The 21,492-nt window shown below is 68.0% G+C and carries 18 protein-coding genes; 5 read left to right on the forward strand and 13 right to left on the reverse strand.

Translation table 11 applies throughout. The annotated features are described in order from the left end of the window. Nucleotides 1–54: 54 nt before the first annotated feature. Entirely contained in the window at nucleotides 55–738 is a 684-nt protein-coding gene (locus tag WH5701_RS07050) for a cofactor assembly of complex C subunit B (RefSeq protein ID WP_050751489.1), read from the forward strand. On the opposite strand, the gene lptC is transcribed toward WH5701_RS07050, so the two are convergent. Both lptC and metG read right to left on the reverse strand, forming a co-directional pair. After that, nucleotides 650–1,786 (reverse strand): LPS export ABC transporter periplasmic protein LptC, encoded by a 1,137-nt coding sequence (lptC, locus tag WH5701_RS07055; protein ID WP_006171438.1) that lies wholly within the window; start codon nucleotides 1,784–1,786, stop codon nucleotides 650–652. The genes WH5701_RS07050 and lptC overlap by 89 nt on opposite strands. Continuing rightward, nucleotides 1,783–3,372, reverse strand: a complete 1,590-nt coding sequence (gene metG, locus WH5701_RS07060) for a methionine--tRNA ligase (protein ID WP_006171439.1) — start codon at nucleotides 3,370–3,372, stop codon at nucleotides 1,783–1,785. The genes lptC and metG overlap by 4 nt, the downstream gene beginning before the upstream one ends. A 143-nt stretch (nucleotides 3,373–3,515) precedes the next feature. On the opposite strand from metG, the gene WH5701_RS07065 reads away from it, so the two are divergent. Further along, complete coding sequence (locus WH5701_RS07065) at nucleotides 3,516–5,354, forward strand: FAD-dependent oxidoreductase (RefSeq protein ID WP_037979745.1); 1,839 nt, start codon at nucleotides 3,516–3,518, stop codon at nucleotides 5,352–5,354. On the opposite strand, the gene WH5701_RS07070 is transcribed toward WH5701_RS07065, so the two are convergent. The 3 genes from WH5701_RS07070 to rpmG all read right to left on the reverse strand — a co-directional run bounded on the left by WH5701_RS07070 (nucleotide 5,351) and on the right by rpmG (nucleotide 7,900). Beyond that, the gene (locus tag WH5701_RS07070) at nucleotides 5,351–7,348 is read right to left on the reverse strand and encodes an RNB domain-containing ribonuclease (protein WP_050751395.1); all 1,998 of its coding nucleotides are present in this window, start codon (nucleotides 7,346–7,348) and stop codon (nucleotides 5,351–5,353) included. The genes WH5701_RS07065 and WH5701_RS07070 overlap by 4 nt on opposite strands. Before the next feature lie 61 nt (nucleotides 7,349–7,409). Next, on the reverse strand, nucleotides 7,410–7,631 hold the full coding sequence (gene rpsR / locus WH5701_RS07075; protein WP_006171444.1) for a 30S ribosomal protein S18: 222 nt from the start codon (nucleotides 7,629–7,631) through the stop codon (nucleotides 7,410–7,412). Nucleotides 7,632–7,705: 74 nt separating this feature from the next. Then, nucleotides 7,706–7,900: a 50S ribosomal protein L33 gene (rpmG, locus tag WH5701_RS07080; protein WP_006171446.1), complete on the reverse strand. Its 195-nt coding sequence runs from the start codon at nucleotides 7,898–7,900 to the stop codon at nucleotides 7,706–7,708. Between the two features lie 110 nt (nucleotides 7,901–8,010). Between rpmG and pheT the strand changes: the two genes are divergently transcribed. After that, nucleotides 8,011–10,473, forward strand: a complete 2,463-nt coding sequence (gene pheT / locus WH5701_RS07085) for a phenylalanine--tRNA ligase subunit beta (protein ID WP_006171449.1) — start codon at nucleotides 8,011–8,013, stop codon at nucleotides 10,471–10,473. Nucleotides 10,474–10,476: 3 nt separating this feature from the next. Here the strand turns inward: pheT and rlmD are convergent, their stop codons facing one another. Next, on the reverse strand, nucleotides 10,477–11,877 hold the full coding sequence (rlmD, locus tag WH5701_RS07090; RefSeq protein WP_037979748.1) for a 23S rRNA (uracil(1939)-C(5))-methyltransferase RlmD: 1,401 nt from the start codon (nucleotides 11,875–11,877) through the stop codon (nucleotides 10,477–10,479). A 121-nt stretch (nucleotides 11,878–11,998) separates the two neighbouring features. On the opposite strand from rlmD, the gene apcD reads away from it, so the two are divergent. Next, complete coding sequence (apcD, locus tag WH5701_RS07095) at nucleotides 11,999–12,493, forward strand: allophycocyanin subunit alpha-B (RefSeq protein WP_037979751.1); 495 nt, start codon at nucleotides 11,999–12,001, stop codon at nucleotides 12,491–12,493. A 1,165-nt stretch (nucleotides 12,494–13,658) separates the two neighbouring features. Here apcD and WH5701_RS07100 read toward each other — a convergent pair. Together WH5701_RS07100 and WH5701_RS07105 are read right to left on the reverse strand one after the other, a co-directional pair. Continuing rightward, on the reverse strand, nucleotides 13,659–14,705 hold the full coding sequence (locus tag WH5701_RS07100) for a J domain-containing protein (RefSeq protein ID WP_006171455.1): 1,047 nt from the start codon (nucleotides 14,703–14,705) through the stop codon (nucleotides 13,659–13,661). A 21-nt stretch (nucleotides 14,706–14,726) separates the two neighbouring features. After that, the gene (locus WH5701_RS07105; RefSeq protein WP_006171456.1) at nucleotides 14,727–16,403 is read right to left on the reverse strand and encodes a DUF3370 family protein; all 1,677 of its coding nucleotides are present in this window, start codon (nucleotides 16,401–16,403) and stop codon (nucleotides 14,727–14,729) included. Between the two features lie 210 nt (nucleotides 16,404–16,613). Between WH5701_RS07105 and WH5701_RS16775 the strand changes: the two genes are divergently transcribed. Further along, the gene (locus tag WH5701_RS16775; protein WP_006171457.1) at nucleotides 16,614–16,808 is read left to right on the forward strand and encodes a hypothetical protein; all 195 of its coding nucleotides are present in this window, start codon (nucleotides 16,614–16,616) and stop codon (nucleotides 16,806–16,808) included. Here WH5701_RS16775 and WH5701_RS15715 read toward each other — a convergent pair. The 5 genes from WH5701_RS15715 to WH5701_RS07135 form a co-directional block, all read right to left on the reverse strand. Beyond that, nucleotides 16,756–17,559: a sigma-70 family RNA polymerase sigma factor gene (locus WH5701_RS15715; protein WP_006171458.1), complete on the reverse strand. Its 804-nt coding sequence runs from the start codon at nucleotides 17,557–17,559 to the stop codon at nucleotides 16,756–16,758. The genes WH5701_RS16775 and WH5701_RS15715 overlap by 53 nt on opposite strands. Nucleotides 17,560–17,693: 134 nt before the next feature. Continuing rightward, entirely contained in the window at nucleotides 17,694–18,524 is an 831-nt protein-coding gene (locus tag WH5701_RS07120; RefSeq protein WP_006171459.1) for an ATP adenylyltransferase, read from the reverse strand. Continuing rightward, the gene (locus tag WH5701_RS07125) at nucleotides 18,511–19,458 is read right to left on the reverse strand and encodes a SpoIID/LytB domain-containing protein (protein ID WP_232201803.1); all 948 of its coding nucleotides are present in this window, start codon (nucleotides 19,456–19,458) and stop codon (nucleotides 18,511–18,513) included. Before WH5701_RS07125 ends, WH5701_RS07120 begins: the two co-directional genes overlap by 14 nt. A 32-nt stretch (nucleotides 19,459–19,490) precedes the next feature. Then, nucleotides 19,491–20,423 carry a PhzF family phenazine biosynthesis protein gene (locus tag WH5701_RS07130; RefSeq protein WP_006171461.1) on the reverse strand — a complete coding sequence of 311 codons (933 nt, stop codon included), beginning with the start codon at nucleotides 20,421–20,423 and terminating at the stop codon, nucleotides 19,491–19,493. Next, nucleotides 20,420–21,492, reverse strand: a 1,073-nt coding sequence (locus WH5701_RS07135) for an NAD(P)H-dependent glycerol-3-phosphate dehydrogenase (RefSeq protein WP_006171462.1), incomplete at its 5' end; no start/stop codon positions are given. The genes WH5701_RS07135 and WH5701_RS07130, both read right to left, overlap by 4 nt.

Here is a 21,492-nt window from a genome sequence, read left to right on the forward strand (position 1 = left end):
CGGCTCGAATCCGTGTCAGCGTTCACGCTGAACCTCAGCCTTCCCGTGTCGACCATGCCCACCCCGGCCCGTTTCACCCTGGCCACAGGGTTACTCGGACTGGGGCTCTGCCTGCTCAATCAGCTCACCGCTGCGGACCTGAGCCCGGCGCTGGAGCGCGCCGGTGTGCTCGCCAGCCTGATGGCGGTGGGCCTGATGCTGGTGGCCGTGCTCTGGACCCGGGCCGTGCCGCTTGCCCCCGAACGGGTGGAGCTGCAGGGGGAGCAGGGGCTGGAGCTGGATTCCCAGATTGCACAGGAGCTCGCGCTGGAGCTGGCCTGGGGGAGCCGCCTGCTGCTCACCGCCACCCCGGCCGCCAGCTTACTGATCCACTGGGGGGGAAGGACCCTGCTGCGTCGGGGTCTGCTGGGGAGCTGCCCCTTCGAGCCTGGGGAGATCTGCCGTCGGGCCACCGGCAGCGGCCGGGCGGTCTCCCTGGTGAACCTGAAGCTCTACCCGGGCCGGGACGAGTTCCGCTGCCTGCCTGAGGGCACACCCGCCGTGCTGGTGCAACCCCTCGGCGGCGAGGGCTGGCTGCTGGCCGGCGGCTGGTCGCCGCGCTGTTTCAGCCGCAGCGATGAGCTCTGGATCGAGGGCTGGGCCGAGAAGCTCAGAACGTCACTGGAGCAGGCTCGCGTCGCTCCTTCGAAGGAGGAGGGACCTTCAGCTCCGAGTAGACCCGTCCCCCCGGGGTCGTGAACTCGGCCAGGCCCTTGTCTCCGACCTTGCCGGACAGCTGCTCGCTGCGGGTGATCTGCTGATTCTGATCCCGCTCCAGCTGAACGCCCCCGCGGGCTTCGATGGCCTGGTTGCCCCAGTTCCAGCGGCATTCCCTGGCCTGGAGCCGTTCGCCGGGCTGGCGCAGGCGGCAACCGCTGGGGATGATCGCCGTCTTCTCGCCCAGAAGCATCCGCAGGGAGTCGCCGGCTACATGCAGCTGATCGACCACGCCGGTGAAGGGCAGGGCCGTGCTGAGCACCTGCTCCTTGGAGTTCCAGCGGGTGCGCTGGGCATCAAGCACCGCCTTACGGGAGGGATCGACGAAGCGGACTGGCGCCAGCAGATCCACCACCTCCTGGCGGGTGTTTCCTTCCAGCGCCGAACCGGTGACGGTCTGGACGGTGCCTTTCTCGCCCGCCGGGCGCCGCTCCCCCTTCACCGGACCTGCCGCCACCAGGGCACCGGTGTCGGCCAGCCAATCGGCCTGGGCCACACGCAGATCGAGCTCCGGCTGCTGCAGCCGGGTCTTGCCGCGCAACTCCAGCTTGTCCTTGTCGAGCAGGAAGCGGGCCGTGGTGGCGCTCAGGCGGCTCCGACGTTCCGTGAGCAGGGGCTTCCGGTCGATCTCCATCAGCTTCCGGCTTGGTGTCCAGCGCACCCGATCACCGCTGATCACCGAGCCCCTGGGACCGAGCACCAGGATGCGCACCTTGCCTTCCAGCTGGATCACCTCGCCGTCGTTGATCACCAGGCCGCTGGTGGCCTCCACCTTGTAGCGGGGCTTGCCGGCGGCGTAGATCACCCCGCGTGGTTCAGTGGCGCGGGCGACCCGGCGCTGCAGGTCGTAGCGGGCCTGCGGGCTGGTGAGCTCCCAGGCCGGACGACCCTTGCCATCCTGCTGGCGCAGGTTGAGCGAACGGAACACAAAGGGTTGGGGGTCCTTCGGCTTGGTGGCTTTGCGCTCGCAGCCCAGCAAGGCCACCAGGGGCAGCCCGAGGATCAGGGCTCGTGCCAGAAAGGACCTCACAGCGGTCCATCCAGTTCCAGGCGGGCCATCACCGGCTCCGGCTCCGGTAGAGGGGTGCCCGCCGCCAGGGATCCCCAGGTCAGGCGCTCCTGCCAGGGGACCTGAGCGCCAGCGGGGCCGCTCTGTCCCCCAGCCACGACACCACTGGGGGCCAGGGGCTGATTGAGCTGAAGCAGCATGCGGGCAGAGAGATCGGGAAGGATCGGGGCCAGAAGCAACGCCACCTGCCTGGCGGCCTCCAGCACCGCGTAGAGGTCGTCGGCCACCTGCTGCCGCTGACCCTCCTGCTTCATCCGGCTCCAGGGAGCCTGGTCGTTGAGGAAGCCATTGGCGCTGATGGCGAGCTGCAGGGCAGCGGCGGCGGCCTGGCGGAAATCCAGCCGCTCCATGCCTTCAATCACCTGCTCGCGGGCCAGCAGGGCCGCCTGTGCCAGTGGATGGCTGCTGCCCACGGCCTCACTGGGAGCGGGAACCGCCTGATCGAACCAGCGCCGGGCCATCGAGGAGGTGCGGTTGAGCAGGTTGCCGATCGTGTTGGCCAGGTCGTTGTTGACCAGGTCACTGAAGCGTTGCTGCTGCACGTCGCCATCGTCGCCGAAAGGGATGTCGCGCAGCAGATACCAGCGCACGGCATCGGGGCCGCAGCGCTCCAGCAGCTCCCCGGGATCGAGCACGTTGCCCAGGGATTTGCCCATCTTCTGCCCCTCCCGGGTGAGAAAGCCATGGCCGAACACCCGCTCAGGCAGGTCGAGCCCTGCCGAGAGCAGCATCGCCGGCCAGTAGACCGCATGAAAGCGCAGGATGTCCTTGCCGATCACGTGGATGCTCGCCGGCCAGCCCCGCTGACTCAGCAGCGCCAGGTCGGGGGGATCGCCGGGCTCCAGCAGGGCCGTGAGGTAGCCGAGCAGGGCGTCGAACCACACATAGAAGGTATGGCCCTCATGACCGGGTACGGGGATGCCCCAGGGCAGATCCAGCCGGGAGATCGAGAAGTCGTGCAGCCCCTGGGCCACGAAGTTCTCCACCTCCCGACGACGGCTGGCGGGAGCGATGAAGCCCGGTCGCTGGATCAGCTCCTCGATCGCCTGCTGGTAGCGGGAGAGCCGGAAGAAGAGATTGAGCTCATCGCGCCATTCCAGGGGCCGTTGGTGGGTGCTGCACTGGGGTGCGCGGGCCTCAGGAGGATCGTCCTTGAATTCCTCGCAGGCGACGCAATACCAGCCCCGCTGGCGACCTTCCACCACATCGCCAGCCGCTTCCACCCGCCGGTAGAACTGCTCCACCAGCAGGCGGTGGCGTGGCTCGCTGGTGCGGATGAAGCGGTCATAGCTGATCTGCCAGCGCTGCCACAGGTCCCGGTATTGATCGCTCACCTGGTCGCAGTGGGCCTGGGGGGTGAGCCCGGCCGCCTCGGCGGTGCGCTGGATCTTGAGGCCATGCTCGTCGCAGCCGGTGATGAACACCACCTGCCGCCCCATCAGTCGCTGGAAGCGGGCCAGGGCATCACAGGCCAGCGTGGTGTAGGCACTGCCGAGATGGGGCTTGTCGTTGACGTAATAGAGCGGAGTGGTGAGGGTGTAAGTCATCGGCGTTGGTGAAGGGCCCGCTGCGCCGCCAGAGCGGCCCTGCGCCGGGGCCGGATCCTACCGAGTGCCTCTCCAGGGTTCTCCCCAGGACGGCAGCGGACCAGTGCCTCGGCACAATCGGGGTCGTGGAGTGAGCCACCCCGATGGGAGCACGAGACGATCAGGCGGCGGTGGTGGTCTGGGGTGGCGGCAGTGGCGGAGTGACCGCCGCCCTGCAGGCCGCCCGAAACGGCGCCGACACTCTTCTGCTGACGCCAGGGCCCTGGTTGGGGGGCATGGTGAGCGCGGCGGGGGTCTGCGCGCCGGATGGGAATGAACTCAGCCCCTGGCAGAGCGGGCTCTGGGGTGCGCTGCTGCGGGCCCTGCAGCGGGAGGAGCCCGAAGGCCTCGACCACAACTGGGTGAGCTGTTTCGGCTGGCGGCCCGCCAGCGCCGAGCGGGTCCTGCGGGGCTGGGTGGCGGCGGAGCCCCGACTGCGCTGGTGGAGCGGCTGCCGGCTGAGACAGCTGGAGCGCAGCGGCTCACGGCTCACGGCGATGGAGCTGGAACACCAGGGTGAGCTGGTGCGGCTGACCCTGCAGCTCGCCATCGACGGCAGTGATCGCGGCGATCTGCTTCCCCTTGCCCAGGTGCCCTTCCGCCTGGGCTGGGAGGCCAGCGAAGACTGGGGTGAACCCAGCGCACCAACCCGCGAGCGGCTGAAGACCGATCCCTTCTTCCAGCACCAGCCGGTGCAGTCCCCCACCTGGGTGGTGCTGGGCCAGGAATCGGCCGGGCCCTGCCCGGGCGGAGCCATACCGGCGGCCCCGTTCGAGCGCGCCACCGAACACTTCGGCCTGGAGCGCACCCTCAGCTACGGCCGCCTGCCCGGAGGCCTGGTGATGCTCAACTGGCCCCTGCATGGCAACGACTGGCACGACGGCCTGGAGGGTGCCTTCAACGCCGAGGCCACTGTCCAGGCGGAGCTGGAGCGAGCCATGCAGGAGCACAGCCTGGCTTTTCTGGGTGCCTTGCGGGAAGCCTCCGGTGGTTGGCTTCAGCCGGCTCGTGTGTTCCCGGAAGCCCCCGGGGCCGGCTCAGCGCTGGCGGGGGCATCGTCCCTGGCCCTGATGCCCTACTGGCGCGAGGGTCGGCGACTGATGGGCCACCGCCTGGTGCTGGAGCAGGATCTGCTGCCCCTGATCCCGGCAGGCGCCAGGGGAACCCCCGACGACGACGGGGCCTGGATCGGGCCGATCCCACTCGATGGGGAGGGTCGCTGCAGCGCCATCGCGGTGGGCAACTACGCCAACGACCACCACTACCCCGGCGACGACTGGCCCCTGGCCCCCAAGAGCTGCCGCTGGGGTGGCCGCTGGAGCGGCACGCCGTTCATGATCCCCTACGGGGCGCTGGTGAGCGCCGATCTCGACAACCTGCTGGCGGCCGACAAGGCCATCAGCTGCAGCCACATGGCCAACGGCGCCACCCGGCTGCAGCCGTTGATCCTCAACATCGGCCAGGCCGCCGGAGCGGCGGCGGGCCTCTGCGTCGCCTCCGGAACCACTCCGGCCTCCCTCGACGTGCGCCTCCTGCAGGAGGCGCTGATCAGCGACCCAGTGGCGCCGGCCGGACCGATGCCCCTCTGGGACACCCCCTGGCACCATCCCGAGTGGAAGGACCGCCAGCGCCGTGCCCTGCAGGATCCAGGGCTGCTGCAGCCACGGGGAACCCTGGCTGACAGCGAACCAGCAAGCCCCTTCCAGGCCCCGGTCGAACCCCATGAGCAAGTCTTTGCCGGCACCCTGGTCCCTGATGGAGCCGGTGGCTACATCCTCGAGAGCCATGGCCGCCCCTGGCCGCTGATCACCCTGGAGCCAGGCCTGTACCACTGGCTGCGGCGGCAGGAGTCTTCCCGGCCCGTCCGCCTGATCGGTGTCGCCAATCCCTGGGGCCCCTGGCTGCGGGTGTCGCGGCTGGAGGCTGGATCGGAGCCGGCCTAACGGGCTTCCAGCCGCAGCAGGTCCGAGAGGGAATCCACCTGCTGGACCTGAACCGTGAGCGCATCCCCCGGCTGACACGACTCCGGAGCGCGGACGGCCTGGTCCATCGCCAGTGCCTCCAGGTGCACAAGGGCCAGCCGATCCTGGGGGCGCAACCAGCGCAGAAACACCGCCGGCCAGCGCTCGCCGCGGTGCTGCTCGAACCAGACCTGCTGCCAGTGGCGCTGATCCTCGCGGCTGATCTGAATGCCTTCACGAATCACCGGATCGAGCTCCTCCAGCAGCTCCCCCATCTGGGTTGCATCAAGGGGCTCCTCGCCCGAGAGGATGGCGGCCAGCTGGCGCTGGGCCACCAGATCGGCGTAACGGCGGATCGGCGAGGTGGCCTGCACGTAGGCCGGAAGCCCCAGGCTGAAGTGGGGGCTCACTGCAGCGCTGGTGCTGCCGCGGCTGAGGCAGCGGCGCAGGGCCGCGTGGCGGACAGGTCCATCCGGAAGGGCCTCCAGCTCACTCTCGGTCGGCAACTCACTCACGGGTTGCCCGCGGAACGGCATGGCCAGGCCAAGCTCAGCGGCATGGGCGGCCACGACAGAACCTGTGAGGATCATCGCTTCGGCCACCAGGGCCCGCGCCGGGGAGGGATCGGTGATCTCGAGTTCGGCGTGATCGTCCTGGCAGCGGATCCGCCCCTCGCTCTGCTCCATCGAGAGGGCGCCGCGGGCCACGCGCCAACGGCGGCGGCGCTCCAGCAGCCCCTGCAGCTGGGCCAGGTCGGGCTCCTCGGGCGGAGCCAGATCGATCAGGGCATCGCCATCGCCGTAGGTGAGGCGGTAGGTGGGGCAGATCCAGCTGCGCACCAGTTCATGGCGGGCCACGCTGCCGTCTTCGGCCAGCTCCACCGCACAGCTCCAGGCCGCACAGCGCTGCCCCTGGCGCAGGCTGAACGGACCCACCGCCAGGGGCAAGGGGAACATCGGCACCACCCCGGCGGCCAGGTAGAGGCTGGAGCCCCGGCGCCGGGCCTCCAGGTCGAGAGGGGATCCGCTCGCCACCAGCCGTCCCGGATCGGCGATGTGAACCCACAGCCGCAGGCCGCCCCCATCCAGGAGCTCCAGTGCCACTGCATCATCGATCTCCTCGGTGTCGGCGTCATCGAGGGTGTAGCTGCGCAGGGCGGTGAGATCGCGGCGGCTCCCATCGCCTGGTTGCTCCAGCTCGGCCTGGGCCAGCAGCTGCTCGGCGTCCTCAAGCAGAGCCGGAGCGAAGCCCTGCTCCCAGACGCTGCTGCGGAGCGACGGCAGGGCATGCGGCTGCCACTGACCCAGGTCCACCAGCAGGCGGCGCACTGCACCGGGTTCGGCGGCGCAGTGCGCCGCCTGCAGGCCCCGGCGGAGCTCCGGATCGGGCAGCTCCTCGATCTCCCCGGCGGCGAAGGCCAGCAGCTGCTGCAACTGCTGGCTCTGGGCGGGATCGAGCTCAGCGGGTATGAGGGGGGTGCGCTGGCTCAGCAGGCCATGCCAGCGCTGCACCCGTCGCTCGTCCAGCACCCGACGGTGCCGGTCATGGCGCAGCTGGCGCAGGTCACGAAGGGAACGGGGGTGAACCCGGCCCTGACGCCAGCGAAACAGGTGCTGCTCACTCTGTTGCAGCCAGCACCAGCAGGCGGCCCGGGCGGCCGGACTGTCGCCGCCGGCCACCAGCTCGGTGAACTCCTCCAGGCTGACCCCCTCCTCAGGGGGCGCCTCCACCAGCAGGAGCCAGGCGGCTCCCAGATCGCGTCGCCCGGGGGATGCGGCCGCCAAGGCGGAAGGGACCAGCTGCCAGGGGGGCTGATCCAGGCGGGAGGGCGGCTCGTGAACCCCTGGCAGAGAAGCCAGCAGATCGAGCTGCCGCATGGGGATCGCCTGGGACCGGGCGTCCCAGCCGGCCTTGAGACGGGCACGGCTGCCGTTGATGGCCTCGATCAAGGCCAGTTCAGGCCCCTTCGAGCCCATCAGGCCGACAAGATCACCCGGTTGCAAACGCCATGCTCCGCTGGGGCAGGGGAAGGACCGCTCAGCCTTCGGGATTCACGAAAGGAAGCAGAGCCACGATCCGGGCCCGCTTGACAGCGTTGGTGAGATCGCGCTGTTGCTTGGCGGTGAGGCCGGAGAGGCGACGGGGAAGGATCTTGCCGCGCTCGGTGATGAACTTCTTGAGCAGATCGACATCCTTGTAGTCGATCGGATCACCGGGCTTGATCGGTGAGAGGCGCTTCTTGAAAAAGGAACTGGACATGGGTGGGCGAAAACGAACGGGGGAATGAAGGACGAGCTGCTGGGGTCAGCGCCGATGGCGGTAACCCGTTGACCTCACTTGATCTCTTTGTGGACCGTGCTCTTGTTGCAGTGAGGGCAGAACTTCTTCAGCTCCAGCCGTTCGGTGGTGTTGCGGCGGTTCTTCTGGGAGGTGTAACGGGACACCCCAGGAGAGCGCTTGGCGGGATTGGACCGGCATTCGGTGCACTCGAGAGTGATCACGATCCGGACGCCCTTGTTCTTGGCCATAGGAAGGACGTGCGCCGCTTGATGCGAGGCGTAATGACAATCCGACACCCTACCCTCCCGGGCTCCGGCATTCCGATCCTTAAGATCTGACCCTTGGTCGATGCAGGCGGATGCGGGTCTCGCTCCAGTGGTTGCGGGAACTGGTCTCCTGCGAAGGTCCGGTTCAGGAGCTCGCCGAGCGCCTGTCCATCGCCGGTTTCGAGGTGGAGGCGATCGACGACCTCGCGAGCCAGGCCGAGGGCGTGGTGGTGGGTTTTGTGGAGGACAGGCAGCCCCATCCCGATGCCGACCGGCTGAGCGTCTGTCAGCTGAGGGTGGCCCCGGCCGGTTCTGCCGAAACGCTGCTGCAGGTGGTCTGCGGGGCCGCCAACGTGCGCGCAGGCATCCATGTGCCCGTGGCCCTGGTGGGCGCCCATCTCAGCGCCGTGGATCTGACCATCCAGGCCAGCGAACTGAGGGGAGTGGCCAGCACCGGCATGATCTGTTCCCTCAAGGAATTGGGTCTGGCAGACAGCTCCGATGGCATCGCCGTGCTGGATGAGCTGCTGGAGGTGGTTCCGGCGCTGGGGACCCCGGTGGCGGCGGCCCTCGGCCTCGACGACCAGGTGCTGGAGCTGGCCATCACCGCCAACCGCCCCGACGGGCTCTCGATGCTGGGCATCGCCCGGGAAGTGGCGGCTCTCACAGGCGGCCAGCTCAGCCTGCCCCCCGCAGCCCCGGTGATCCCCAACGAGCCCCTGCCGGTGGGGCCGGCCAGCGCCGCAGCGATCGAAGCCGGCGGACTGTTCAGCCTCACGGCCCTCACCGGCGTGCGGGTGGAGCCCTCGCCCGCCTGGTTGCAGCGCCGCCTGGAGCGGGCCGGCCTGCGGCCGATCAACAACGTCGTCGACATCACCAACCTGGTGATGCTGGAAACGGGTCAGCCCCTGCATGCCTTCGATCAGGGCCGGCTGGCGGTTCTGGGGGGTCGGCCGGCCGACCCGGCGGCCCTCGGCCTGCGCCCCGCCCAGACCGGAGAAGCCTTCTCTGCCCTCGATGGCACCAGCCACGAACTCAGCCCCGAAGCGCTGGTGGTGACCTACGCCGGTCAGCCGATCGCCCTGGCCGGCGTGATCGGCGGCGCCGATTCGGCGGTGCAGGCCGATACCGAGTCCCTGTGGCTGGAGGCGGCGATGTTCAGCGCCGAGGCCGTGCGCCGCAGTGCCCGCAGCGTCGGCCTGCGCACCGATGCCAGCGCCCGCTTCGAGAAAGGCTTGCCGCGCGAGGTCACCCTGACGGCTGCCGACCGGGCCGTGCAGCTGCTCCAGGAGCTCACAGGCGCCCGGGTGCAGGGCCGTTGGCTGCACCAGCGCCCCCAACAGCCTGCGGAGCCCCTGCGCCTGCGCCGCGATGCCCTGCACAACCTGCTCGGTCCGCTGCTGGTGGACGGCCAGGCGGAAGACCTCGCCGACGGGCGCATCGAGCAGACCCTCTCGGCCCTGGGCTGCAGCCTGCAGGCCGACGGCGAAGGCTGGCTGGTGACGGTGCCCCCCTCCCGCTCGATGGACCTCACCAGGGAGGTGGATCTGATTGAGGAGGTGGCCCGGCTGGTGGGCTACGACCACTTCGCCAGCCATCTGCCCGATCCGATCGAGCCGGGCGGGCTCGAGGCTGGCCAGCAGGCCGAGCGCTGGCTGAGGCAGGCTCTCTGCCACGCAGGTCTGCAGGAAACCTGTGCCTTCTCCCTGGTGCCTGCTCAGGGCCTGATCGAGCAGGCTCCCCGGCTGGGGCTCACCAATCCCCTGCTCACCGACTACGGCCACCTGCGCGACAGCCTGCTCGATGAATTGCTGCTGGCGGCCAGGCGCAACCTGCAGGCCTCGATGCCGGGCTTCTGGGCCTTCGAGATCGGCCGTGTCTTCCAGAGCGAGGGAGAGAACCTGCTGGAGCGCACGGAGCTGGCCGGAGTGATCTGCGGCGAGCGGCGTTCGGAACTCTGGAGCAGCGCCGGGAAAGCGCGCAGCCTCGACTACTTCGAAGCCCGCGGTGTCCTGCAGCAGGCCTTGGCCGCCCTGAAGGTTCCCTGCGAAGACAGGGCCAGCAGTGATCATCACCTGCTCCACCCTGGCCGGGCCGCGGAGCTGCTGGTGGAGGGACGGGTGGCCGGCTGGTTCGGCCAGCTGCATCCACAGCATGCGGAAGCCCTCAATCTGCCGGAGGCCACCCACCTGTTCCAGCTCGCCCTGACACCGCTGCTCAGCGCCGCCACCCGGCGCAACCGCTGGCAGCCGGCTTTCACACCCTTCGCCACCGTGCCGGCCTCCGAACGCGACCTGGCCCTGGTGGTGCCCGATGCCGTCACCGCCGCCCAACTGCTGAGTGCGATCCGCAAGGCAGGCAAACCGCTGCTGGAAACAGCGGAGCTGATCGATCGCTACCAGGGCAGCCAGGTGGAGGCTGGCAACGCCAGCCAGGCCTTCCGCCTGCGCTACCGCGACGCCCGCCGCACCCTCACTGAAGCGGAGGTGGAGCAGGCCCATACGAAGATCCTCGGCGCCCTGCAGAAGCAGTTCGGGGCCGCCAGGCGCTCCTAGGGCTCAGGTGGTGGGGGTCTCCCAGGTGCGCTCCAGCACGGCGAGGGCCTCCACGTGCTGGGTCTGGGGGAAAAAGTCGATCGGCTGAACCCGCAGGAGGCGCAGGGTTCCCGCTGCCGTGAGCCTGGCCAGGTCACGCGCCAGGGTGGCGGGGTTGCAGCTCAGGTAGGCCACCCGCTCGGGCGGAGAGGCCAGGATCGCTTCGCAGACCCGCTCCGGCAGACCCTTGCGGGGCGGATCCAGCAGCAACCCGTCGGCGCCCTCGAGAGCTTCAGGCAGAGCCAGGGCCACGTCGGCGGCCTCGAGCGTGAGGCCATTGAGACCATTGAGACCGGCATTGAGCCTGGCCTGCTCCACGCTGGAAGGTTGTTGCTCCAGGCCCAGCACCCGGGCGCCGGCGGCGGCCAGAGGCAGGCTGAAGGTACCGATACCGCAGTAGGCATCCACGATCCGGCGGCCAGTGGCAGGGCGGAGGGCCTCGATCAGCAGGGGCACCAGTCGCTCGGCCTGGGCAGTGTGCACCTGAAAGAAGGTGTCGGGACCGATCCGCAGCTCAAGGCCCGCGAAGCTGTCGTTCAGCCATGGGCGGCCCGCGATCTCGAGGGTGCGCGGCCCCATCAGGGTGTTGGTGGGCAGGGGCTGGATGTTGAGGCCGACGCCCACCAGCTCCGGCCAGCGCTCCATCCAGATCTCCGCCATGGCCGCCAGATCAGGCAGGTCGCTGTGGCTGCTGATCAGCGTGAGCAGCACTTCACCGCTGTGGTGTCCAACCCGCAGGGCCAGGTGGCGCAAGCCGCCGCCCTCAGTGAGATCGACATCCACCGGCCAGTCGCTCTGCTCGAGATCGCGCTTGAGCGGGGCAATCAGGCGATCGATGCGGGGATCGAGCACCGGGCAGCGGTTCATGTTCACGATCCGGTGGGTGCCGCTGCGGTAAAAACCGGCCCGCAGTTGCCCGTCCGGGCAGCGCTCCAGGGGAATCGTGGTGCGGTTGCGGTAGCCCAGGGGCGTAGCTGAGGCCAGGATCGGCTCCACCTCGAGGCTCTGGCCGCCGATGCGGCGCAGGGCCTGCTGCACCAGATCCTGCTTCCAGACCAGCTGGGCCTGGTCGTTGAGGTGCTGCACGCCGCAGCCGCCGCAGTCGGAGGCCAGGATGCAGGGGGGCTGCCGCCGCTCGGGGGCATCGTTGCGCCGCTCGAGAGGGTGTGCCACCAGGTGGCGCTGGGCCTTGTGGTGCACCCGGGCCCGCACCTGCTCCCCCGGCAAGGCCTCGGGAACGAAGACCACCAGGTCGGGAGCCGACTCCTCCGTGGAGGAGATGCGCGCCACCCCCTGGCCGTGATGGTTGAGGCCGGAGATGCACAGATCCAGGTCCGTACCTGGGACCGGCAAAGGAAGTCCCATGGGGATCGGAGCGCTTTGGACGTTAAGCAAACCCTAGATGCAAAGGGGCGTTACATCTGAAGACGTCCTCCTGCAAGAGGGTTGCCGGATCGATAAAGTGGTCAGGCGCCTGGTGTCCTCGATGAGCGTCGTTCGGGATCTGATCCTCCAAGCCGATGATCAGCTGCGGTATCCCAGCGGCGGAGAGCTCCGCTCGATGGCGCAGTACCTCTCCGGCGGTGCCCAGCGCATCCGCGTGGCCCGAGCCTTGGCGGAGAACGAGAAAAAGATCGTCGATGAGGCCGCGCGCCTCCTCTTCACCCGTAAGCCGGAATACGTGGCCCAGGGCGGCAATGCCTATGGCCAGAAGCAACGGGCCCAGTGCCTTCGCGATTTCAGCTGGTATCTGCGCCTGGTCACCTACGGGGTGCTGGCCGGCAGCACCGAGAAGATCCAGGAAATCGGGCTCAACGGGGCCCGCGAGATGTACAACAGCCTCGGCGTGCCCATGGCTGGCATGGTCGAGAGCATGCGCGCCCTCAAGGAGGCCTCCCTGGCCCTGCTCGGTACCGATGATTCCGCCAGTACGGCCCCTTACTTCGACTACCTGATCCAGGGCATGCAAACCCCAGGCTGAGCCTGCGCCAAGCCCACGCTCAGCGTTCGGTTTCAAGGCTTCACCTTTTGCTTTGAAGATCCAGGAGCAGGATCTTTCCCCGCTTTCTAGTACGGATTTTTTGAAGGCAAGCAGGACGAAACTGCGGGACACCGTCACCCAAAGGGTTTAAAGCCAAGTCCTGCAGAACGAGACCGAAGTGCCCGGCCTCCCAGGAGACGGATGAGTCGCTCAATGCAGCCCAGATGTCTCATCGTGGTCCAATATCGAGTCTAATAGTCGGGCTCAGACAAGATAGACAGGATGCATGCACCTGTCTTTATGGCGCGGAAATCCCATGGGCTCCAGAGCTTCTGAGATCGACCTGAGCAACCAGGCCAGGGCCACGAACGCCAGCCCGAGCAGCACTCTCAGTTGAGCCGCAGCGATGCCTTGATCCTCGTCGAGGCCATCTCGAATGAGACCAGTTTTAGGTCTTACTACGAGACGCATCCTTGACTGTTGCAGTCACCGAAGCGAGATGGCCTCAGGGGGCTGGGCGACCTAGGCGCTTGGGCTGCCGCTGCCATCGTTGAGCCAGCCATGGATCGCCTTGCCAGGCCTGGAGCGGCGGGGAAAGAGGCACCGATCTCCCGAATTCCCCGCTCAAGCCATGACCCAGCCGAGGCCCCCCACTCACGAGCGTCATCCAGGACTCAATTCAGGACCCATCTCGCGTCTTGAGCTGGACTCCTTCATCCAGGTCAAGACCAAAGCCAGGTCTGGTCTTGCCTCGCATTCAAAACAGTCAAGACGCAGGCCTGACTGCCTCGAAAGACGTGATTTCGGCACTACCCCAGGGCAATGTGAGGGTGCTGACAAACAGAATCGATGGCGTACCTGTGTCTACAGCAGGTACGCAGGATTATCAGGCACTGCTATCACTGGCTTTTGAGCGGTGCAGAGGGCCCTGGACTCCCTGTCCAAGCGTGGTTGGACAGGACCTGCAGCAGAAGAGACCGGACCACACCGATCGAGTGTCTGGCGACCTGGGGATGATCAGGAGGCGAACGAGCACCAGGACAAGGGCTTGACTCACCCCTCTCATTGATACTCAGAAATAGTCTCTTTCCCCTCAGTTAAGACAGTTATCTGGACTACTTGGAGGTCCAAGGCGAGACAAGTGCAACATCCGGATCGATCCCGTTCAGGCCGGCCGGCGGTAAAGCTCCTTCAGCAACTGGTAAGCCTCATTGAGGCGGCGCATCGCGTCGGCACTGCCTCCTGAATCGGGGTGGTGGCTCATGGCCTGTTCTCTGTAGGCCTCCCGGATCTGGTTGAGGCTCAGCTGGTGACCCGGCGCCGTGGGCAGGGCCAGCACCTTCAACGCCCCCTGCAGCGTCATCGTGTGCTCCAGGGTCTGGAAAGAGGTTCCCTGACGACGCCGGCGGAAGCGATGCACAAAACGGCGAATCAAGGTGGGCACCCGCAGGGTGAGTGTGCCGGTGCTGAAAGGATCCTCCAGCAAGCCAGCGACCACGATCACGCGGTTGAACCTGGGCGGTCCCGGGGGCCAGCCACTCACGAAGCCGCTGATCCACTGCTCCATCAGGGCCCAGGTGAAGGGCCGTCCCTCCGACTGATCCGACTGGGCCCAGATGTCACGGGCCAGCCAGAGCATGGCGGCCTCCAGCACCGCCTCATTCGCCGCTGTGCCGTAGAGGTTGAGCCAATGCTCATCGGCGGCGAGCAACGCCTGATCCAGTTCGGCGGCCTCCACAGAGGGCAGCGGTTCGCCGGCTGCGGCGGTCCGGGGATGCAGGCTGCGTCTCAGGCGCGCCGACGACTGCCGCACGAAGCCAGGCAGATCGATCCCAGTTGAACCCGTGGCTTCTCGCGGCTCCTGGGGCTGCTCGCGACGGGGGGATCTGGCCAGCAGCTCTGGCGAAGGCTCATCAGAGTGCTCAGGCTCTTGATCCGCTGCGTCGAGTGAGAGCAGCTCGCCTGCCTGGCCCGTGACCAGCACCATGGCCCGGCAGGCATCCAGCTCCTCCTCATCCCCGGTCTCATCCTCGTCCCGCTCCTCCTCCAGACCATCGGTGCTGGGGAAGAGATCATCGAGGAGATGCTCAAGCAGGGCCCCACGGCTGCGGTGGCCCAGCTGTTTGCACAGCTCATCGATCTGCTCCACCTGGGCGACGGGCAGGATCAGCTGAATTCTTTTGCGATCCGCTTTCGTGTCGTCGGGAGGCACGGCAACCTGATCAGGTCGGGCTTAACGGCCCATCAACTGCCTGAGAAAGCGTTGCTGGGCATCGGCGGCCTCGTTGTAGCGATCCCGCAGAATCTGAGTCTCCTGGGGGGAGGCTGGGGTGGATGTGCGCACGGGCACTTCCGCCACAGTGGGGGAGCCTGCAGGCGCCTGGTTCAAAAGCCTCAGCGGAGGGAGGGGTGGCAACCAGGCCGGTAGGATCGCCGGCCTCGGCAGCGGTGGGGGCGGAGTGGGCCGGGCGCTGGCGGGTTTGGCGGGACTACGGGGGGCTGCCGCGGCCGGAGCCGGAGCCGGAGCTCTCTGAGCACCAGCTACCGCCGGCGGGGCCGCTGCAGGAGTGGTCTTGCGCTTGGCCGCTGCTGCCGCCTCGGCAGCGGCAGCGCGGGCAATCTCAACCTGGCGCTCGCGCTCACGCAGCTGGGCGAGCTGATAGGCCGGCACCACGCTGAGCAGATGACCAGGGGTGGCATCCGCCGGATAAACCATGCTCACCTTGACGCGGTTGTTGACCCCGGGACGCAGGTTCAACTGGCTGAGGGAAAGGCTTTCACCGGAGCGCATACCCACATGAACTTCGCCATAACCCTCGTCGGTTTCAATCCCGATCGATCCGCGAAACGCCGTGAACTGACGGCCATTGGCCGTGGGGTGGCTGAAGACCAGTTCGTAGGGGCCTGAACCCTTCAGATTCAGCTCGACGTCGAAGCGAACGCCATAGGTGCCCACGTTGTCGAGGGAGGAATCGATCATGCGGCTGGCGAGGGTATTCACCTGGATCTCACCGGTGCCGAAGTGGTGACGGTTGGTGCTGGTGAAGGGCACATGCAAAGGGGCCTGGTTCAGGTCGTGGCTGATGCTGGCCTGGAAGGAATCTCCGAGAGCCACACCACCGACCCGGGAGAACACCTGCCGGTTCTGGATCTGGGGCAGCATGCTCAGGTAGGTGCGGCCCGGGGCCAGTACCCCCTGATCGAGAACCGCGAGCAGATCGGCTTCGCTGCGGGGATCCTCCGCTGCCACCACAGCCATCTGAAATGGACCATCACTGCGGCCGCTGAGCAGGCCGTTAGCAATGCCCCGGGCAGGAAGCTGGGTGTTGAACAGAACGGCCCGGCTGTTGGCTGGGATGGTGAAACGATCAGGCAGCTTCGAGTCGCGCTGGTTGCGCAGCATGATCACCGCTGTGGCATCGCCTGGCCCCGTGTTCCAGGGCCTGGGGCCCAGTGGCTTGACCCCCATCAGGTGATTGGCCAGATAGGGAGCCTCGAAACTGTTGCGCACGGCACCGCGGTCGAATTCGAGCGTGACCGGCCTGGAGCCGGGGTTCATCACGATCGTGGCCAGGGTGAGCTGCCCGCGCACCAAGCCATAGCCAAGGCGGGTGGCATCCTCGGGGTAATACTTGTGGTGCATGTGCAGACCGAATTCACCGTTGAAGGTGAAGGTGGCGTTGCGCAGGCTCTGGCCGGTTTCCCGGGCCACTGCTGATCCGGGTGCCGTGTTCACCAGGATGCCAGGGCCGAACACCTCTTCCGGCTGGTTCGAGTGGAGCACCGGCACGGCGTTAAAACGCCCCTGCAGTGGACGCGCAGCCTGTCCAGCCATCAGCTGCACGTAGGAGGCCCGAGCAACGGGTGCCTCCAGAACCGCGCCTGCCGCCCCGGACAGGGTGGCAACCACAGCGAGACCAATGGGACCTAATGCTCTCACTCTAAATCTCAATTGGGACGGTGTTGCGGTTTTGCGGTGGTCGCTCCCGAAGCCGCTTGGGCAGGGCCCTTGACTGGAGGGAGGTCTCGCTGGCACCTGCGCCGTGGCCCCAGCGATGAGGTGACGGCGCATCAGGGGTGGACCGCTCGCTAGAACCGTCCGTACACGTGACATTTTCTCATGTTTCCTCCCTTGCCCTGTTTCGGTGCGTCCGGCTGCGACCCCGCCTCCAGTCGCCGTCAGCATCAGGAGCGCAAGCTGCACATGCTCACCTATTGGCGGGACGGGGTCGAGCGGCAACTGGCGGCGGTGAATGCCGCGATCAGCACGCTGGAGAAGCAGATGGCCCGTGATGGGGGCCAGGAGCAGGGCTGAAGCCCAATCCCTCCCCTTCCAGGCGCTGCCTCAAGGTGTCCAGCGCCCGGGCGAGCAGGCGATGAACGGTCATCGGGCTGACCTGCATCTTGCGGGCCGTGCCCCTGAGGCTCTGGCCCGCCAGCACCACCTCCTTGACGACTGTGCGCTGGCGATGCTCCAGCTGGGCCAACAGCGCCATGATCCGCTCACCGGCCTCGCAGCCTCCGGGACCGTCCTCCGGTTCCGGTTCGGCGGCGGCGAGCTTTTCCTCTTCCCCGTCCAGGCTCACCAGCCTGCCCAGCTGACGCAGCTGCTCGAAGCGCTGCCACTGGGCCTCACTCAGGCCCAGCAGCTGGTGGAGGCTGGAGTTGGCCAGGGCTTCCTGGCGGTGGCAGCCTTCGGCAGCTGCACCGGCCTGGCTCTGCTGCAGCCGGCGCAGGCGGTCCTCCAACTCTCGCTGACGTCGGGGCAACCGGATCACAGGCGCCTGGTCGCGCAGGTAGTGAAGGATGGCCCCGCGGATGTGATGGCGAGCAAAGGCCTCGAACGGGGTGCCCTGATCGCTCTGGAACAACTCGGCCGCCCTGAGCAGGCCCAGAAGGCCCACCTGGGTGAGGTCGTCGCGACCCTCGCGGCAGAGCGAGCTGTAGTGGTGGGCGATCGGTCGCACCAGCTCCAGGTGTCGGGCCACCCTGTCGTTGCGCTGGCGCAGACGTCGGCTCAAGGCAGGCCGGCTGGAGCGGGGTTGAAGCAGGGAAGTGCTGGTCATCGGAATTTAGAAAGGTGGATGTAGTTGGTGTCAGATCAAGAAGCCACGACGCCGGGTCGCTGCCCCCTTTCCAGATACGGACCAGCCAGCAGGTTCCGGCAACCGTGAAACCACGGAATGATCGAACTCAGGCCTCAGCCCCTCGCCGCCACCGCCTGCAGCAGGGCCCAGGGGCCCTCGCGTTGCAGCCAGGCCAACTCCGAGCGTTCGCTGAGCAGCAGGTAGCCGGCGAACCCGAGGGCATTCACGCTGAAACCCGCCACGTGCTCCCGCACCCGCCGCACCGTGAGGAACCAGTGATCCGTGAAGATCAGGTTGTAGGGATGGAGTGGCCTGGGGTCGCTGCCGGGGTCACCCAGACCGAGGGACAGGGCGTGGGCGTGGTAGATCGACGCCAGGGCTTCGGCCCCATCGCCGGGCTTGCGGGGGCTGAGCCTGTAGGCCCAGGGCCAGGGTCGACCCACTCCGGCCAGCTGGGCCCGCACCAGCCGATCCAGAGGGCAGGCCACCTGGTCGCCATGGCGCGGAAGTAATTGGAGGTGGCGGTGGGGCTGACTGGCCCCGGCCTCGGCGCAACTGTTGAAGAACCAGAGCCCGCTGGTGTCGGCATCCACCCGGGCCACGGCCGACCAGTCACCGCCCTCGAGCCAGCCCGACTGGGGCTCATAGCCCTGGGTAATCAGCAGGACATGGCCCGCCTGGACGGGGTATTTGTTGAGCAGCAGCAGATGACGCCTTCCCAGCAGGCACACCTGCAGCTGCGGATCCCAGGGGCGAAAGGGGTTGGGCTTGGGCCCCTGGGCCCGCAGGTGCTTCGGGGTGGCGGAGAGCAGGCGGCGCAGTTGAAAGGGTTCCCAGCCCTGGGGGGGAATCAACTCCGTCTCAAGGGGAACGAGGTTGCCGCTCCCTAGAGCATGACGGCTGCGCTCGAGCGCTTCAGCCCAGAAGCGCTCAGCTCGCTCCACCGATCTGCAACCGTGCCAGGGATGCCCCCTGGTAGTAGTGACCGAGGATCTGGTTGTAGCGCTGGCCCTGACTGGCCAGCTGCTGGGCACCCTCCTGGCTCATGCTGGCCCCCAGATGCCCATGGGCCTCCAGGGTGATCTGGGAGTTGGCGGCGTAGAGGCTCTCGACGATGCCCCCCTGGTAGCTGAGGATGAGGCCATTGGTGCTTTCGGTGGCCTCCCGGGTCCGGGCCGAGACCGACTCCAGACCCCGGTAGGCCTGCCAGCGGGTCGTGTCGCCCAGATGCCAGTAGCGGTTGGCGGGGCGGGCCAGATGGGCCAGGGCGTAGGAGCGCGCTGCCACCGCCTGGGCCTTGAGCGCCTCCATCGACCAGGAACTGGGCATTTCGGCGCCCACCACCGAGGCGATGTAGCGCTCCAGAGGCAGATGGTTGATCGGCGTGATGCCTCCTCCCTCCCGCAGCAGGCGCAGCCGGCCCTCATAGGGCAATCCGTTGACCAGCAACGCCTGGCCGCTGGTGCTCTCAAGCCAGAGATCAGCACTGCTCTGACGACTCCAGTCCACGGACTCACCGGCGCCACCGCGGAGCAGCACCCGGCCATCGCCGTCCAGCAGTTGCCAGGGGCCTGTGCCCGAGAGCGTGGGCCGTCCGGCCTGGCGCAGCAGGGCCACCCGCGCCTCCAGCGGAACGGGCCGGCCAGCGGCCGGTTCCGCCAGAGCCAGGTCGCCGCTGACGGGAGTCCCGGAGGGGGATGAGGGGATGGCCGTGTCGGCGCGACGGGCCTGAATCTCCTGGAGCTGCCGCGCCTCGGCCTGGCGGTCGGGGTCATCGGCGGCGGTGGCCGGCAACAGCGCGTCCATCACCTTGGCATCGAGGCTGGAGCGGGGCTCGGTGAAGGCCTGCTGGGCAAAGAAGCCAAGGCCAACGGCCACCACGCTCAGGGGCGCGGTGACGAGGACACGGTTCAGCCCGGGCCTGGCAGCAGACAGCAGCTCCAGTCTCCGTCTTGTCCAGCGTCGACACCAGCGCTCAAGCGGCCATCCCACAGCAGTTGACCCGAACCCGACAGGCGGATCATGCCTGATGACAGCCGTTCGCACACCATCCCTCCCGCCTGGGGGGAGGGTTGCCAGCCCACCACCCGCTCGCGCCCCAGCTGATCACACCACCACGGGGCCACAAGAGCATGGGCCGATCCAGTGACCGGATCTTCACTGATGCCGAGGCCCGGTGCCAGGAAACGCAACTGATAGTCGGCCGGCAGCCCCTGCACCGTGGGGCAGTGGCCGCTAGCCACCAAGGGCTGCATCAGCACCAGGCCCTGGCGCAGCTCAGCCGGCAACTCCTGCGCCAGAGCGTCCCCATCGAGGCCGGCCAAGGGGAACTCCGGCGGCAGCAGGGCCACCCAGTAGCCCAGGGCCGACCGCCAGCTGCGCAGAGGGGTGCCCCCCAGCGATGGAGCCAGCTCAGAGGGCAGGGGTGAGGGCTCCAGACCCCCTGAAGGGAGCACCAGCTGGGCGCGGCCCGCACCGGTCTGTCCCAGGCTCACCAGCAGCGGCCCTGAGCGGCTGTGCAGCCGGGTGGAGGCGCCTGGTGTCAGCAGTCCCCAGTGGCCAAGGGCCAGGGCGGAGGCCAGGGTGGCGTGGCCGCAGAGGGGAACTTCGCAGCGGGGCGTGAACCAACGCAGGGCCCACTCGTCTGCGGCGTCATCTCCAGATCCGAGCCGGCTGAGCGGCAGCAGGAAAGCAGTCTCTGACTGCCGCAGCTGGGCAGCCACCGCCTGCATCCAGGGGGCGGAAGCCGGCTGCTCCAGGGCCACCACCGCGGCACCGTTGCCCTGGAGCGGACGCTCGGCGAACGCCGTGATCAGTGCCGCCGGCAGCTCGCCGTTGCTCATCGTTCCTCCGTCTTGAGATCGCGCTCCATCAGGGCGCGCACCGCCTCTGGCGGGGAGATGCGCCCCTCGATCAGGGCCACCACCTGGGCACAGATCGGCAAGCGAACCCCACCCTGCTCGGCCAGGGCCAGGGCGGCGACGGCCGTAGAGGGGCCCTCCACCGTGGCACCGATAGCCCGGATCGCCTCCTCGGCGGAGAGTCCCTCCGCCAGGTGCAGACCGAAGCGGTAGTTGCGGCTGAGGCGGCTGTTGGCCGTGGCCAGCAGATCTCCCAGTCCGGCCAGTCCGTAGAGAGTGTCGGGATCACCGCCCAGCTGCTGACTGAGGCGGCCCATCTCGGCCAGCCCACGGGTGAGCAGGGAAGCCTTGGCATTGGCTCCGAGCCCTAGCCCATCACAGACACCGGCCGCCACGGCCATCACGTTCTTGAGGGCGCCGGAGAGCTCGGTGCCGATCGGATCGTTGTTGGTGTACAGCCGCAGTTGATCACTGCTGAGTTCCTGCTGCAGCGACTGGGCCAGATCGGAGTGGAGCGAAGCCAGCACGCTGGCCGCCGGCAGCCCCCCCTCCAGTTCACCGGCCAGGTTGGGGCCACTCAGCACCAGGCTGGAGAGGCTGGGGATCGCGCCCTGCCAGAGCTGGGAAGCGCTGAGGAGTTGCTGCAGGTTCAGGCCCTTGGTGCAGCTGATCAGCGGCAGCCCGGAAGGCCAGACGGGGGAAAGCCGTTGGGAGAGTTCCGGCACACCGGCCATGGCGATGGCGCAGACGATCACATCCTGGTGTGGCAGCAACTGGGAAGGCTCGCCGCCAGCGCGGCGTGACCAGGTGCTGATCCTGTGGCCTCCCTGCCCGAACACCTGGCCCAGGGCTCGGCCCCAAGCGCCCTGCCCGTAGATACCGATGCGCAGTGACATCGAGCCATCATGAGCCATTCCCCTTGTGGCCCAGCCCATGGCGACGCCGGCCCCGGCAGCTGGAGCCCCTGAAGCCCCCAGGGCCTCGGACACTGGCACGGGGATGCCCTGGTGGTGGGCGGCGGCGGCATCGGCCAGGCGTTGCTCCAGGCCTT

The organism is Synechococcus sp. WH 5701, from assembly GCF_000153045.1.
GTDB lineage: Bacteria > Cyanobacteriota > Cyanobacteriia > PCC-6307 > Cyanobiaceae > Regnicoccus_A > Regnicoccus_A antarcticus.